Origin of the sequence: Streptomyces sp. NPDC051211, assembly GCF_040689505.1 — a bacterium.
Lineage (GTDB): Bacteria > Actinomycetota > Actinomycetes > Streptomycetales > Streptomycetaceae > Streptomyces.
The window spans coordinates 64999-79621 of sequence record NZ_JBFBAV010000007.1; the positions used below are offsets into that span (position 1 = coordinate 64999).

A 14623-nucleotide genomic window follows, 5' to 3' on the forward strand; every position below is an offset into this window, starting at 1 on the left:
GGTAAGGCAGCCGGTGTTGGCGCCGCACACAGCCTGATCTGCGCAGGGTCCACCCAAAAGGTGGCCAGACAACCACATCACTCACAGCGGGTGGTGATGCCACCACACCACGCCTCTCTGACCTGGCATTCTGGACTCAAGACATTCTTGACCGGGCCCCGTTGACCGCACTACGTTCCACCGGGGCGAGGCAGCACAGCAGTACGTCGAGGGGGAGACGATTGTGATGTCAGGGAGCCAAAAACCGCATACGGATGTTTCCGACATGCTGGAACTCCTGGCGCGTGAGGCACCCGCAGAGGAGTTCGAGCGCCTCGTGTACGCGGCCCGCGCAGCCGGAGCCACCGAAGAGGACCTGACCCGCCTGACCCGCGCCAAGGACCTCTCGCTCAGCATCCGGGGCCTCTTCGCCCGCCGCCAGCAGCGCGAAGCAGGACTCAGCGCCCTCGTCGACACCGCACGGGACCTGACCCACCCGTACAACCTCGACACCCTGCTCAAGGTGATCACCCGCCGCGCCCGCCTGCTGCTGGGCCTGGACATGTCCTGGGTGACCTTCCACGACTTCCCCAAGGAGTGCTCCGTCGTCCGCGCGGCGGACGGACACACCTCGGCGATCACCGTCGGCTTCGAGGTCCCGATGACCGGCGGAGTCGGCCGGCAGGCGCGGCAGCGGTCCGCGCCCTTCTGGTCGGCGGACTACCTCCGCGACGACAGCTTCACCCACTCCGACGTCATCGACAACGTGGTGCGGGCCGAAGGGCTGCACGCCATCATGGCGGTGCCCCTCCGGCACGAGGACAGCGACCTGGGGAACCTGTACGTCGCCGGCCGCCGCATCCGGCACTTCGACCCCGACGAGCTCTCCCTGATGAGCTCCCTCGCCGACCTCGCCGCCGTGGCCATCGAGAAGACCCGCCTGCTGGACCGGGTACGCGACGAGGTCGCCGGTCTGGAGCTCGACACCTCCCGCGCCATGGACTCCTCCGCCGCCGCCCACCGGCTGCGCGCCACCCACAGCCGGCTGATCGAGCTGGTCCTGGAGGGCGGCGGGCTGCACGCCCTGGCCACCGAGGCAGCCCCGCTCCTCGGCGGCTCCCTCATCATCCGCGACCACGTCGGACGCGACCTCAACACCGTCGGCGCCTTCCCCACCCTGGACGAGAACACCATCCGGGCCGCCTCCCTGGACGCCCACACCGAACGCCGGCCGGTCCGCGCCGCCGACGGCCTCTGGGTCGCCCCGGCCATCGCCGGCCAGGAGATGCTCGGCACCATCCTGCTGGCCCCGGACCCGGCGGCCCCGGAACGGTCCTCGGACACCTCGCAGCACATCCAGCTGCTGGGCCTGGTGGCCCAGGCCGCAGCCCTGGTACTGCTGATGCAGCGGAGCGCGGCGGCCGCCGAGGGCCAGGTCCGCGACGAGCTCTTCAACGACCTCCTCAAAGAGGACCAGATGCCGGCGGCCAAGCTCGCCGAACGCGCCCGCCGCCTCGGTGTGAACCTGGACGGCCCGCACGTGGTCGTGGTGGCCCGCCCCGAGGGCGGCTCCCTGGGCCGGGCCGTGATCTGGGCCTCCTCCTACGCACACCAGCACTCCGGCCTCAAGAGCGTGGACGGCGGCTGCATCATCCTGCTGCTGCCCGGCACCGACCCCGGCACCGTCGGCAAGGCCGTCTCCCAAGACCTCTCCTCGGCACTCACCCACCCGGTCACCATCGGTACGGCGGGCCCGGTCACCGACCTGTCCGGGATCAGCCGCACCTACCAGGAAGCCCGCTGCTGCCTCGACGCCCTGACCGCCCTCGGCGGCAAGGGCGGCACCGCCTCACCCCGCGAACTGGGCTTCCTGGGCCTGCTGCTGTCCGACAGCCCCAACACCGCCGAGTTCATCAACAACACCATCGGCCCGGTCCTGGACTACGACACCCAGCAGCGCACCGACCTGGCCCGCACCCTGGAGGCGTACTTCGCCTCGGCCTGCAGCCCCACCCGGGCCGCCGAAAGCCTCCACGTCCACCCCAACACCGTCTCCCGCCGACTGGAACGGATAGCCGAACTCCTCGGCCCCGACTGGCTGGAGCCGGCGCAGGCCCTGGAGGTCCAGCTGGCCCTGCAGATGCAGCGCACCCGGCAGGCCCTGGTGCGCGGCCGCCGCGATCAGGCGGGCCGCGCCTCCGGCTGAACCGCCGCGCACGCCCCGGTGAGCGCCTGCACGGCATGCGCGGCCGAGGCGAGCGTGGTGTGCCGGTGCCACCCCTCGAAGGACCTGCCCTCGAAGTCGACCATCCCGACCCGGGTGGATATCCCGGAGAAGTCCCGCCCCGTGCGCTGGGTCAGCTTCGTCAGCCGCAGCAGGCCGCCCCAGGGCACCGCGCTCAGATCGGTGATCCAGCACTTCTGCGGCCGGACCCCCGGGCCGTTCCATTCGCCCAGCAGGACCAGGGGCCGCCGGGTGCCCGGCAGCCGCACCGGCACCGCGGCCACCAGGCTGGTCCGCACCGCCATGGTGGCCGGGTCCGTCCAGGTCACCGGGCGCCGCAGGGTGCGCAGCATGCGCAGGAGCTGATCGGCGGGGACCTCGCGGCTGTCACGGCCCGGCAGGACCGGCGACGCGGCCGCGAGGCGTCCGGGGCCCAGCAGGGCCGACGCCGCGGGCACGACCCCCGTGGAGCCGCGTACGGAGGCCAGGAACGGCAGCCCGGCCGCCTCGAACCGGCGTGCCACCGCGGCCGGTTCGCTGTCCGGCAGGTCCATCACCACCGGGTGGGGACGTCCGCCGACCCAGCGCTGCGCTTCCAGGGCGGCCCCCGCCACGCACTCCAGCGGGTCCCCGGCGTCCTCGGCCTCCTGGCCGCCCCCGGAGAGCATCAGCCGCCAGTTGACCGGGGCGCTCAGCTCCTCGTTCGCCGCCCAGATCCCGAACACCTGCTGGCTGTTGACCACCTGGCCCAGGCTCGGCACGAACCTGCGCTCCACCCCCACCGTGTGCTGCCCCGCCTTCGGGATCACCACGGAATGGGCCACCCAGGCCCGGGGGCGCAGGGTCCGCTCCAGACGCCGCGCGAGTGCCTCCCGTACCAGGGTCCAGTCCCAGGTGGAGGAGGAGATGAAGTGGTGCAGGCTCTGCTCGGCCGCCCGGTCGCCCACACAGGCCGCGATGTTGCGGATCGACTTGCGGCCCCCGGCCGACAGCAGTCCGCGGACGTACATTTCCCCCTTGCGCCGCTGGTCGCTGCGCGGCAGTGGTGCGAACAACTCCGTGCACAGCGCGCCCACGGCACCCTCCGGTACCCGGTGGCTGATCTGGCTCTCCCGAACGAGACGCATCCCCATGTCTCCCCCCTGCGTCGGCGCCCGCCGCTTCCGGCAGGACCCCCACGGTGCGCCCCGGGCCGATGCGTTGCCCAGGTGTGCCCGTCACACACCTGGGCCCCATGGGTGGGTCCCGGGCCATCACCGGGCTCGCAGCCGGGTGCGGCGGTGTCACGGGCCCCGCCGACGGGGGTGTGGCCGACCACCGGCTTACCCACCGGCACCCCCGCCCCAGCCCCCGCCAAGAGCCCCTCCGACCCGCGTATGCGCAGGTCAGAGCGGGTTGAGCGCGGTCTGGTACCAGGGTGCGCAGCGCGCGAACGCCTCGGCGAAGGCGGGGCCGGGCCGGCAGCCCGTGAGCTGCCACAGGCGTGAACTGTCGTACCAGTGGTCGACGGTGAGGAGCGAGAGCCGGCGGGCCCACACCGGGTCACCGCCCGCACCCAGCAGCTCGAGGGCCCGGCCGGCCGAGATCTTCCCCTGGGGCAGCGGCAGCCCGAGCTGCCGGGCCACCACCGACACCAGCTCGCGGACCGGAACCGGTTCGGGATGGCTCGCGTGCAGGACGCCCCCCGTCGGGGGAGCGGGGTGGAGGGCCAGTGCGGCGATCACCCGGGCCAGGTCGTCGGCGCTGACCAGGGAGACGAGGGCCCGGCCGCCGTCGACCCAGTGCGGGATCCGCCGCACCAGGTCGACGAGGGCCGGCACCACCCAGGTGTCCCCTTCGCCGTAGACCAGGTGGGGGCGGAGTACGGTCCCGCCGGCCGCCAGCACCCTCTCCTCCCCGGCGAGGCGGCTGACGCTGGTGGGCGAGACCGGCCCGACGGCGAGTTCGCCCTCCGCCTCGCCCCGGTGCGGGCCGTCCCGGTAGACCGCGGCGGTGCCCAGCTGGACGATCCGGCCGACGCCGGCCCGGGCGGCCTCCGCGAGCAGGTGCCCGGTGCCCTCGTCGTTCACGGCGCGGCAGCGTTCCCGGTTCCCGCCGATGTGTGCGGCGAGATGGAGGACGGTGTCCACGCCGTCGCAGAGGCCGCGCAGGGACGCGGGGTCGCAGAGGTCGCCCCGCACGAACTCGGCCGCCGCTCCGGAGGCCGCCGGGGAGCCCGCCACGGGTGTGCGCCGATGGGTCAGGAGCCGCAGGGCGGGTGCGGCGGTTCCTTCCCCGGGGGAGGACAGCCGGCGGACCACGTGGGATCCGATGAACCCGGTACCGCCCGTGATGAGGATGCGCCTTTCCGGCATGCTGCTCCCAACCCTTCGGTGCGCAGACGAAAACAGGCAATGCCGTCTGCACGGCAGTCGGCCGCCGCGCTGGCGGACGAGACGGAGTGGACGATCCTCGCCCGCGGCTACCCCCGGCCCGGATGCTGACCGCGCGCGTTGCGAGCACGGCCCCCACCGTCCCCGTGCAGCCGATCTCAGCCGACTATAGGCAGCTCTGGACACCCAGCCACGCCGCCGTCCGGTCGTCAGCTCGATGGTGCGAGGCTGACCGTCCGGCCCGGTGAACGTGAGGACGCCAACCGGCTCGGCCCTCGACCTGAACCACCTCGACGTCCTGGACGCCGACCCCGGCTCACGCGTCCACGCGGCTCGGCTCGGCTCGCCCAACCCCCGGGTGCGGGAGCTCGCCGCCGTCGGGGCGACTGGAACGGCGACGACGAGGGCTACTTGAGCCAGCCCAGCTGCTGGGCCCGGACGCCGGCCCGGAAGCGGTTGTCCGCCCCGAGCTTCTCCATCAGGTCGTTCATCAGACGGCGCAGCGTACGGGTGGACACTCCGAGCTCGCGGGCGATCGCCTCATCCTTGAAGCCGGCGTTCATCAGCCGCAGGATGCCTGCCTGCTGGCCGGTGATCGGGGTGTCCTCGGGGACCTGCGGCGGCAGGGTGTCGGTGCCGAGCTCGACTGCGGACTGCCAGCAGTGCTCGAAGACCCGCCTGAGGAGCCGGGTGATCACCGGCCCGCGGGTGACCATGGCGGTGGGCTGCGCCTCGGTGCCGAAGGCCGGCGTGAAGGCCATCACCTCGTCGATGATGATCAGCCGGAACGGGATCGTGGGGACGAGCCGGATGCTGACCCCCGCGCGCTGCATCTCCTCGAGCAGGGCCAGGCCCTGCGGCAGCCGCGCGGTAGAGGCGAGGTGGATGGTGCGCATCCCCACGCCGCGGTCGAGCACCTTCTGATTGCGCTCCAGGCGGGCCTTGGAGCGGCTCTCCACGACCGGGCCCGGGTGCATGCTCAGAACCTCGTCCTGGGCGAGTTCCGTGCAGTCCTCTAAAACTTCCGAGATGCGATCGAGGCCGACGATCAGCTCGGCAGGCGCCATGCTCTCCTGCTGCTGGTACTGATCGGCGAGTTCGGTGGTGAGCAGCCGGATCGCCTTACGGATCCGGATGGTCTCCTCGAGTGAGCGCGCAGCAGTCTGCTCCGCCTGCTGCGCGAGGCGGTTGAGAGCGGTCTCCGTGGCCGTGACGGCCGGCCGTCCGTCGCGGTGGCCGGACTCGGCCAGCAGGCCGAGCTCGGTGAGCAGTGCCACGGCCTCGTGCAGGGAGGACGGATCCAGGCCCGCCCGGGCGCAGATCTCCGGCGTGCCCAGATTCGGCTCATTTCTCAACTGCCGGTACAGGGACGTCAGGACTTTCCGGTCCTTCTCGAGATCCATCTGCTACTCCGTGGTGGTGGTACTGCTCGGTGGTTCTCTCGCGGACAACCTGGCCGTCACCAGTCACGGCACCTTTGGGACACCGGTCATCCCTGGACTTACCGAGATTTGGTGGCAGGATCGAAGGTATCCCCGCTCGAGACCCAGCGTATGGGCGGGGTATGTCAAAGCGCGGTGAATTAACGGGGGATGAGCGGCATGGCGGACAGTCGAACAGCATTTCAAGCCAATTGGGCGGGTTCCGGTTTCGCTGCCGGCGGCGCAGGCTGCAAGGGCGAGGACCTGGAGTGGGGCTGAGTCAAGGTCAGTCCGCAGGCTGCGGCGGAGGACGGACCCCGTGGAGCTGACGCTTCCGTCGACGGCGGCGCTGATGCTGTTCCTGCCGACGGTGCTCGCGGTGGTCGCCGTGCCCGGGCCGAATATGCTGCTGATCCTCAGTCGCGGCATCGGCCAGGGCCGGCGGGCGGCGTTCGCCTCGGCGGTCGGGGTGGAACTCGGCACGCTGGTGCACGTCGTGGGCACGGTGGTTGGGGTGTCGGCGCTGGTCGCCACCTCCACGCTGGCGTTCAACGTGGTGAAGTACGCCGGTGCCGCCTACCTCGTCTACCTGGGCGTTCGCACCCTGCTGTCCACGAGCGGCACGGTGAGTGAGGGGGCGTCAGGGGCCGACGACCATCGGCCCATCGGGGCGCTGATGCGGCAAGGTGTCCTGGTGAACGTCCTCAACCCCAAGGTCGCGCTCTTCTTCCTCTCGCTGCTGCCGCAGTACGTCGACCCCGACCGGGGTTCGGTGGCGAGCCAGACGCTGACTCTCGGGCTGGTGTTCTTCGGGATCGCCCTGGCCATGGACCTGTTGTACGCGATGGCCTCGGTCGGCGTGGGCGCCTGGCTCGCCCGCAATGTGCGGTTCGCCCGCGCGCAGAAATACGTTACCGGAATTACCTACCTTCTGCTCGGCGTCTTCGCCGCGTTCGCGCAGCCCTCGGGGCGGCAAGCGGACTGAGTCCGGCCGCATATCCGGAATCCCTGGCGTCGGATGAGCGACATCAGGAGCTTCTCCGTGCCAATGGGGAAGTTCAGTAATCAACTTCTGAGCACATATTCAACCATTCAATCTTTGAGGGCTCCGGCGTACCCATCGTCGCGGCCGCTCGTCGCCGCGGCTATTCCGCGTGCGCACATTTTCTGCCAAAACCGTGATCGATTCTCGGCTGCTGATGCAGACATTTCTACGTGAGACGGAGGACTGCTCGATGCCATGGAGATCGCTCCCTGGCCGGATCGCCGAACAGGCAATGATCCGTCCGCAGGCGCCGGCACTGCTCTGGCACGCGGAGGAGGTGAGCTACGCGGAACTGCGCAGGATGGCCGGCGCGGCCGCTGTGCAGCTGGTCGGGCTGGGCCTGCCTTCCGTCGAGCCGGTGGCCATGGTGGCGAAGAAGTCGCCGGAGGCCATCGCCGTGGTGCTGGCCTGCCTGATGCTCCGCCAGCCAGTGCTCCTGCCCTCGGCGGAGCTCGGTGCCGAGACGCTGGCCGGCCTGCTGGACCGCTGTGGTGCCCGTCGGCTGCCCGATCCGGGCCAACTGACGTGTGGCGGCGGAGAGTTCGCGGACCCCGAGGAGTCCGACCCGGATGACGTCGTGCTGCTCCTGACCACCTCGGGCTCCACCGGGCTGCCCAAGGTCGTGCCGCTGACCGGCGGTGCGGTGGAGCGGTTCACCGACTGGGCCGCCGACTACTTCGGCATCGGTCCGGAGAGCGGGGTGCTCAACTATGCGCCGCTCAACTTCGACCTCTGCCTGCTCGACATCTGGACCACGCTGGCCCGCGGCGGCTGCGTCACCCTGATCGACCAGGACCTGGCCGCCAACCCGGCCCACCTGCTGGCGCAGTTCCGGGCCAGGCCGGTCCAGGTCGTCCAGGGCGTCCCGATGCTCTACCAGCTGCTCGCCCAGGCCGCCGAGGCGGACCACGGGCTGATGCTGGACGGCGTCGAGCACGCGCTGCTCACCGGTGACGCCGTCAGCGCCCGGGGCTTCGAACCGCTGCCGGCCCTGCTGCCCAAGGCGATCTTCCACAACGTCTACGGCTGCACCGAGACCAACGACAGCTTCATCCACACGATCGACCCGATGGACCCGATGCCGTACGGTACGGTGCCGATCGGCCGGCCGATCGACGGGGTCCGCGCGCTGGTCCTGGACGAGGACGGCGCCGAGCTGGACGGTCCGGGCCGCGGCGAACTCGTGGTCTCCACCCCGTTCCAGACCGTCGGCTATCTGGACTCCGAGCTCGACCGGGGCGTTTTCTCGGAGCGCCCCGACGGGCGCTATTACCGCACCGGCGACCTGGTTCGCCGCCACGCCGACGGTGTGCTGACCCTCGAGGGCCGGCGGGACTACGTGGTGAAGGTCCGCGGCGTGCGGATCAACACCACCGAGGTCGAGGCCGCCCTGCGCAGCCATCCGGCGGTCGACGAGGCGGTGGTGCTCGCCGAGCCCGACGAACTCGCGGGCATGCGGCTGCACGCCGTCGTGGAACGCGCCGAGGGCGCGCGGCTCAACTCCCTGATCATCCGTCAACACATTGCCGGGCTGCTGCCCAGGGTGGCCATCCCGAGCACCGTCGAGCTGGTGGACACCCCGCTGCCCCGCACCAGTACCGGGAAGCTCGACCGCAAGGCCGTACAGCGCGTCTCCCGGCAGGCGCAAACCGACCGACCCACCACTGCAACCGGAGGCTGACATGGCGCGCACCGACGACATCAAGCGATACCTGATCGAGCAGTTCCTGCTGGAGGTCAACGTCGATGAGATCGACGACGACTTCGACCTGCTGGCCAACGGCGTGGTCGACAGCCTCGGCCTGCTGACCCTGGTGGGCTGGCTGGAAAACACCTACAAGCTGGACATCGACTCGCTCGACATCCTGCCGGAGAACTTCCGGTCGGTCGCCGCCATCGACGCCTTCCTCACCCAGGCCGACGCGGTGGCCATCGGGGCGAAGTAGCCGTGCCCGATCTGCTGCACAGTCTGGTCCGGGGCTCCGAACCGGTGGAGCGCCACGTCTGGGCGGACTTCTGGGAGCGGCTGCACGCGCGTCGGCTGAAGGGCGGTGAGGCCGTCGCGGTACTCGCCTCGATCTCCACCCGCACGCCGGCCACTCCGACCCTGGAGTCGTTCCTCGGTTCGCTGGCCGACCGGTCCGCACCGCTGCCGGCCCGCTGGCCCGGCGTCGTCAACCTGGTCGGTACCGGAGGCGGCCCCGCCACCTTCAACCTGACCACCGCCGCGGTCCTGGTGGCCGCGGCGACCGGGGTGCCGATCGTCAAGACCGGGTCGCGCGGCTACAGCAGCCGGTACGGCTCGATCGACATCCTGGACCGGCTCGGCATTCCCACCGCGCGCTCCTACGCCGAGTGCGAGGACCTGCTCGGCCGGTTCAACCTGGCCTTCGCCTCGGGGTTCGTCTACCCGGCGGAGCTGACCGAGCTGGCCCGTGCCGTACTGCCGTACGGCATTCAGCAGATCGGCCGGTTCGTCAACGTGCTCGGTCCGTTCCTGGCCGCAGTGCCCGTAGAGGTCCAGCTGACCGGCGTCTCCTCGCCGGAGCTCTGGGACAGCTTCGCCGAGTTGGCGGCCGACCGGCGGATCTGGCTGGTCCGCAACGGCCTCGGCGTGGACGAGCTGCTCAGTTTCACCGCGAACACCGTGCTGGCCAACGGCGCGGAGAGGGTCGTGGGGCCCCAGACGGTCGGCTCGGCGGTGGACGGCACCCTCGCCGACCTCCGGCCGGCCGAGGAGGGCACCGACCCCGCCGAGCACCTGCTCGGACTGCTCCGGGGCCGCGGCCCGGCGGCGGCGGTGGAGAGCATCTGCCTCAACGCGGCCGCCGCAGCCATCGCGTCCGGACGGAGCACCGACTGGGCGCAGGCGTACGCGACGGCCCGGGCGGCCGTGTCCGACGGGGCCGCGGTCGAGCTGGTGGAGCGGCTGCGGCGGGAGGTGCGAGCCGGTGTCTGACGGTACGGACAGCACGGACAGCGCGGGGCACACGGACGCCGGGACCGGATTCTTCCCCGGCCGCGGCCCCGCCGACCCGGGCCTGGCCCTGTTCCTCAACGCCGGCGACCCGGGGCTGGACCGGCTCGACGAGCTGGTGCGGCTGCTGGACGCCGAGCGGGTGGACTGCCTCGAACTGGCTGTGCCGTTCCCGGACTCGGTGACCGACGGCCCGGTCATCCGGCGCTCCGCGCGGCGGGCGCTGGACCGGGGCGTGGACCTGGATGCCGTACTCGGCTTCGTCGAGCGGGTGCGGCCGGACCTGCGGCACACCCGGATCGCACTGCTCGCCGACTGGGGCCATTCGGTGAAGCCGGTGGGCCTGGAGGAGTTCCTGCGCCGGGCCAGGGGTGCGGGGGCCGACGCGACGCTCTTGCACGGTCTCCCGCCGCTTGCCCGCCGGCGGTACCTGGAGGCCGCGGAGCGGATCGGGCAGCCGGTGGTGACCACCTGCTACCCGAACTCGGCCGGGGAGGTCCTGGCCGAAAGCGCCGAGTTCGCCTCGGCGTACCTGTACCTGGTGGCCCACTTCGGCCGGTCGGGCACCGCACCGGCCCCGGACCGCTCGGCGCTGGCGCCGGTGGTCGCCACCCTCAAGGGGCTCACCGCGGCCCCGGTGGCCGTGGGCTTCGGGGTTCGCACCGCCGAGGACGTGGCGGCCATGGGCGAGTTGGGTGCGGACGCGGCAATCGTCGGAAGCGCCCTGGTGGCGGAGACCGAACGGGTCCTGGAGTCCGGCGGCGATCTGCTCGCCGAACTCCGCGGGTTCGTCCGCGGGCTGCGTCACACGCCCGTACGTGAAGAACAACCGACCAACTAACCAACGGAGATCACAGTGATCATTCGCAAGCTCGAGGACGTGAAGACGGTCGAGTGGGGCAACGGCATCAGCCGCCGCTTCCTGGTGGAGGCCGACCAGATGGGCTACTCGGTCACCGACACCGTCGTCTCCGCCGGCAGCAAGTCGCTGCTGGAATACAAGCGACACCTGGAGGCCTGCTACTGCATCTCCGGCCGTGGTGAGGTCGTCGACATGGCCGGCAACAGCCACTTCATCGAGCCCGGCACGCTCTACGCGCTGGACCGGAACGACGCGCACTGGCTGATCGCCTGGCCGGAGGAGGACCTGCGCCTGGTGTGTGTCTTCACCCCGGCGCTGCGCGGCGACGAGGTGCACGACCTCACCGGTGCGTCGTCCTCCCACTACTGAGCCCACCCGCGCCACCGACCACCGACCGGGGAATGAAGCTGCGATGATCGAATGGTCTGCCGACGCTCGCGAGTTGCGCGACGTCCTGACACCGTGGTTCGAGAAGTTCGGTGACGACCACCTGGCACACGACAAGGCCGCGCGGTTCCCGCGCGGATCGTGGCAGGCGGTCGTCGACTCGGGCCTGCTCGGGCTGCCTTTCGAGTCCGAACACGGCGGGCTTGGCCAGGATCTGCTGACCACCATGTACGTCTTGGAGGGCCTCGGCCACGGCTGCCGCAACGGCGGGTTGAACTTCTCCGTCACCACCAGCATGGTGAGCGTCGGAGTTCCGCTGCAGCGTTTCGGTACGGCCGCCCAGAAGGAGCGGTACCTGACCGGGATCGCCGAGGGCAGCCTGATCGGCGCCCACGCGATCAGCGAACCCGGCGGTGGCTCGGACGCATTGGCGATGCGCACCTCCGCGGTGCTCGACGGCGACGAGTTCGTGCTAAACGGAAGCAAGACCTTCGTCAGCAACGGGCCGGTCGCCGACGTGATCGCCGTCTACGCCAAGACCGATCCGACCGCCGGTCCGCTCGGGGTGACCACGTTCCTGGTGGAGCGGGACACCCGCGGGCTGACCGCCGGCAAACCGATCGAGAAGATGGGCCTCAAGTCGTCCCCGATGTCGGAGCTCTTCTTCGACGACTGCCGGGTGCCGAAGGCCAACGTGATCGGCCGGGTCGGGACCGGATTCATGGTGCTCGACCACGTGATGAAGTGGGAGATCCTGTGCTCCTTCGCCGTCACCCTGGGTGAGATGCAGCGCCGGCTCGAGGAGTGCATCGCCTACGCCACGGAGCGCACCGCCTTTGGGCAGCCGATCGGTTCGTTCCAAATGGTGGCGAACCGGATCGTGGAGATGCGGATCGGCGTCGAGACCTCCCGGCGCTGGCTCTACGACACTGCCGCGGCCCTCACCGCCGGCCGGGACGTCACCATCGACCTGGCCTCCACCAAATTGGTGGTCAGCGAGGCGAACCTGGCCTCCGCCCTCCACGCCGTGCAGATCTTCGGGGGCAACGGCTACATGGCCGAGTACGGCGTCGAGCAGGAGCTGCGCAACGCCGTCGCCGGGACGATCTACTCCGGAACCTCCGAGGTCCAGCGGGTCCGGATCGCCACCATGCTCGGCCTGTGACCGGCCCCTTCCGAGAGTACGGAGTCCTTCCCATGTCGAGCGACGCGTTCGCCAGCACGCTGGCGGCGACCGAATTCATCGACCACGCCTCGTCGGAGGTGAGTGCCTTCGTCGCGGAGGTGCTGCCGGACGGGGGAACAGACGACCGAGACCGCGCGGTGCGGCTCTACTACGCCGTGCGGGACCGGATCACCTACGAGATCTACGGAGCGGACTTCTCCCGCGAGGCGATGACGGCAAGTCAGATCGTCTCGGCGAAGCGCGGGATGTGCATCCACAAGTCGCTGGTGTACCTGGCCGCGCTGCGCTCGGTCGGCATCCCCGGCCGCCTGGTACTCACCGACGTGCGCAACCACCTGGCGTCCGAGCGGATCAAGCAGTACGTGGGCGGAGACGTCTTTCACTACCACGCGCTCACCTCAGTGCACCTGGGCGGGCGCTGGGTGCGGGCCACCCCCGTGTTCAACAAGCTGCTCTGCCGCCTGTACGGGATGAAGCCGCTGGAGTTCGACGGGACGGCCGACAGTGTGCACCACCCCTTCGACGAGCACGGTGCCCGGCAGATGGAATTCCTGCGCGAGCACGGCGAGTTCGACGATCTTCCGTACGACCTGGTGCTGACCGGGATGCTCCGTGAGCACCCCGCTCTGTTCGCCGGACCGGACAGCCGGCGGTTCGCCGCCGGTTCGCTGGTGGCCGACGCGGCCGCCCGCAGCAACGCCTGACGACGCCCTTCCCACCTCGCCACAACCAGGCCCGGAGGCCGCCACCGTGGACACCATCAAGTACCAGCTCGCGGATTCACAGATCCCGGAGACGTGGTACAACCTCGCCGCCGACCTGCCCGTGCTGTCGCCCCCGCTGCACCCGGGCACCGGGCAGCCCGCTTCCGTCGACGACCTGATCCACATCATGCCGAAGGAGCTGGCCGAGCAGGAGCTCACGCTGGAGCGTGACATCGAGATCCCCTCCGTGGTCCGGCAGATCTACGCCCAGTGGCGGCCGGCGCCGCTGTTCCGGGCCCGCCGCCTGGAGAAGCTGCTCGACACCCCCGCTCGGATCTACTACAAGTACGAGGGCGGCAGCCCGGCCGGCAGCCACAAGCCCAACACCGGTATCGCGCAGGCCTTCTACAACAAGGCGGCCGGCATCCGCCGGCTCGCGACCGAGACCGGGGCCGGTCAGTGGGGCTCCTCGCTCTCGCTCGCCGGGGCCTTCTTCGGCCTCGAGGTCAAGGTCTTCATGGTGAAGGTCAGCTACCACCAGAAGCCCTACCGCCGCGCCCTGATGCACTCCTACGGCGCCACCTGCGTACCCAGCCCGTCCACCGAGACCGCCGCCGGTCGCGGCATCCTCGCCGACGACCCGGACTGCCCCGGCAGCCTCGGCATCGCCACCTCCGAGGCGATCGAACTCGCGATGAACGACCCGTTCACCAACTACGCCGGCGGCAGCGTGCTCAACCACGTCGCGCTGCACCAGACGGTGATCGGCAAGGAAGCGCTGCTCCAGCTGGAGATGGCCGAGGACTACCCGGACATCATCATCGGCGCGGCCGGCGGCGGCAGCAACCTGGCAGGCCTGGCCTTCCCCTTCCTCGGCGAGCAGCTGCGCGGCGGCCGCCGGGTGCGGGTGATCGCCGCCGAGCCGGCCGCCTGCCCCAGCCTCACCCAGGGTCGCATCGCCTACGACTTCGGCGACGCCACCGGCCTGACCCCGCTGCTGAAGATGCACACCCTCGGCCACTCCTTCGTGCCGCCTTCGATCCACGCCGGCGGCCTGCGCTACCACGGCATCGCGCCGCTGGTCAGCCAGGCCCTCGAGGACGGGCTGATGGAGGCGCGCGCCGTACCGCAGACCCGCTGTTTCGAAGCAGGTGTGACCTTCGCCCGCACCGAGGGAATCGTGCCCGCCCCGGAGTCCACCCACGCCATCAGGGTGGCCATCGACGAGGCGCTGCGGCTCAAGGAAGAGGGCCGCTCCGAGGCGATCCTGTTCGGACTCTCCGGCCACGGCCACTTCGACCTGACGGCGTACGAGAAGTACCTGGGCGGCGAGCTCGTGGACGAGGGATTCGACCAGGAGCTGGTCGCGCGCTCGCTGGCCAAGCTGCCGGAGCAGTTCGGGTCGGAGTCCGCGGCCTCTTCGGTCGCGGGGAGCTGAGCGGACGGTGCGGCTGAAGGTGTGCGGG

Annotated in this window: 14 protein-coding genes; 11 read left to right on the forward strand and 3 right to left on the reverse strand. The window is 70.8% G+C overall.

The genetic code is table 11. The features are described from left to right. Positions 1-265 precede the first annotated feature (265 nt). Positions 266-2185 (forward strand): helix-turn-helix domain-containing protein, encoded by a 1920-nt coding sequence (locus tag AB0447_RS09940; protein ID WP_366476069.1) that lies wholly within the window; start codon positions 266-268, stop codon positions 2183-2185. Here AB0447_RS09940 and AB0447_RS09945 read toward each other — a convergent pair. Together AB0447_RS09945 and AB0447_RS09950 are read right to left on the reverse strand one after the other, a co-directional pair. Continuing rightward, positions 2161-3330: a transposase gene (locus AB0447_RS09945; protein ID WP_366476070.1), complete on the reverse strand. Its 1170-nt coding sequence runs from the start codon at positions 3328-3330 to the stop codon at positions 2161-2163. The genes AB0447_RS09940 and AB0447_RS09945 overlap by 25 nt on opposite strands. Positions 3331-3588: 258 nt before the next feature. Beyond that, a complete protein-coding gene (locus tag AB0447_RS09950; protein WP_366476072.1) occupies positions 3589-4557 on the reverse strand; it encodes an NAD(P)-dependent oxidoreductase in 969 nt (322 codons plus the stop codon). A 268-nt stretch (positions 4558-4825) separates the two neighbouring features. On the opposite strand from AB0447_RS09950, the gene AB0447_RS09955 reads away from it, so the two are divergent. Continuing rightward, positions 4826-4990 (forward strand): hypothetical protein, encoded by a 165-nt coding sequence (locus AB0447_RS09955; RefSeq protein ID WP_366476073.1) that lies wholly within the window; start codon positions 4826-4828, stop codon positions 4988-4990. Here the strand turns inward: AB0447_RS09955 and AB0447_RS09960 are convergent. Then, positions 4983-5978, reverse strand: coding sequence for a LuxR C-terminal-related transcriptional regulator (locus AB0447_RS09960; RefSeq protein WP_366476074.1), 996 nt, complete (start codon positions 5976-5978; stop codon positions 4983-4985). The two genes, AB0447_RS09955 and AB0447_RS09960, sit on opposite strands and share 8 nt — an antisense overlap. Before the next feature lie 337 nt (positions 5979-6315). Between AB0447_RS09960 and AB0447_RS09965 the strand changes: the two genes are divergently transcribed. The 9 genes from AB0447_RS09965 to AB0447_RS10005 all read left to right on the forward strand — a co-directional run bounded on the left by AB0447_RS09965 (position 6316) and on the right by AB0447_RS10005 (position 14595). Further along, the gene (locus AB0447_RS09965; RefSeq protein ID WP_366476075.1) at positions 6316-6981 is read left to right on the forward strand and encodes a LysE family translocator; all 666 of its coding nucleotides are present in this window, start codon (positions 6316-6318) and stop codon (positions 6979-6981) included. 250 nt (positions 6982-7231) lie between these two features. Further along, entirely contained in the window at positions 7232-8722 is a 1491-nt protein-coding gene (locus AB0447_RS09970) for an AMP-binding protein (RefSeq protein ID WP_366476076.1), read from the forward strand. Between the two features lies 1 nt (position 8723). Then, on the forward strand, positions 8724-8987 hold the full coding sequence (locus tag AB0447_RS09975) for an acyl carrier protein (RefSeq protein ID WP_366476077.1): 264 nt from the start codon (positions 8724-8726) through the stop codon (positions 8985-8987). Positions 8988-8989: 2 nt separating this feature from the next. Next, positions 8990-10000, forward strand: coding sequence for a hypothetical protein (locus tag AB0447_RS09980; protein ID WP_366476078.1), 1011 nt, complete (start codon positions 8990-8992; stop codon positions 9998-10000). Continuing rightward, a complete protein-coding gene (gene trpA / locus AB0447_RS09985; protein ID WP_366476079.1) occupies positions 9993-10859 on the forward strand; it encodes a tryptophan synthase subunit alpha in 867 nt (288 codons plus the stop codon). Before AB0447_RS09980 ends, trpA begins: the two co-directional genes overlap by 8 nt. 15 nt (positions 10860-10874) lie before the next feature. After that, a complete protein-coding gene (locus AB0447_RS09990) occupies positions 10875-11249 on the forward strand; it encodes an ectoine synthase (RefSeq protein WP_366476080.1) in 375 nt (124 codons plus the stop codon). Positions 11250-11292: 43 nt separating this feature from the next. After that, on the forward strand, positions 11293-12432 hold the full coding sequence (locus AB0447_RS09995; protein ID WP_366476081.1) for an acyl-CoA dehydrogenase family protein: 1140 nt from the start codon (positions 11293-11295) through the stop codon (positions 12430-12432). A gap of 32 nt (positions 12433-12464) precedes the next feature. Beyond that, positions 12465-13157, forward strand: a complete 693-nt coding sequence (locus tag AB0447_RS10000) for a transglutaminase-like domain-containing protein (RefSeq protein WP_366476082.1) — start codon at positions 12465-12467, stop codon at positions 13155-13157. Positions 13158-13203: 46 nt separating this feature from the next. Then, complete coding sequence (locus tag AB0447_RS10005) at positions 13204-14595, forward strand: TrpB-like pyridoxal phosphate-dependent enzyme (protein WP_366476083.1); 1392 nt, start codon at positions 13204-13206, stop codon at positions 14593-14595. Positions 14596-14623 lie beyond the last annotated feature (28 nt).

Bases quoted from the DNA above. Each gene is read 5' to 3' on its own strand.
- AB0447_RS09940 (WP_366476069.1), top strand. From the start codon at position 266: ATGCTGGAACTCCTGGCGCGTGAGGCACCCGCAGAGGAGTTCGAGCGC.
- AB0447_RS09945 (WP_366476070.1), bottom strand. From the start codon at position 3,330: ATGCGTCTCGTTCGGGAGAGCCAGATCAGCCACCGGGTACCGGAGGGT.
- AB0447_RS09950 (WP_366476072.1), bottom strand. From the start codon at position 4,557: ATGCCGGAAAGGCGCATCCTCATCACGGGCGGTACCGGGTTCATCGGA.
- AB0447_RS09960 (WP_366476074.1), bottom strand. From the start codon at position 5,978: ATGGATCTCGAGAAGGACCGGAAAGTCCTGACGTCCCTGTACCGGCAG.
- AB0447_RS09970 (WP_366476076.1), top strand. From the start codon at position 7,232: ATGCCATGGAGATCGCTCCCTGGCCGGATCGCCGAACAGGCAATGATC.
- AB0447_RS09975 (WP_366476077.1), top strand. From the start codon at position 8,724: ATGGCGCGCACCGACGACATCAAGCGATACCTGATCGAGCAGTTCCTG.
- AB0447_RS09995 (WP_366476081.1), top strand. From the start codon at position 11,293: ATGATCGAATGGTCTGCCGACGCTCGCGAGTTGCGCGACGTCCTGACA.
- AB0447_RS10000 (WP_366476082.1), top strand. From the start codon at position 12,465: ATGTCGAGCGACGCGTTCGCCAGCACGCTGGCGGCGACCGAATTCATC.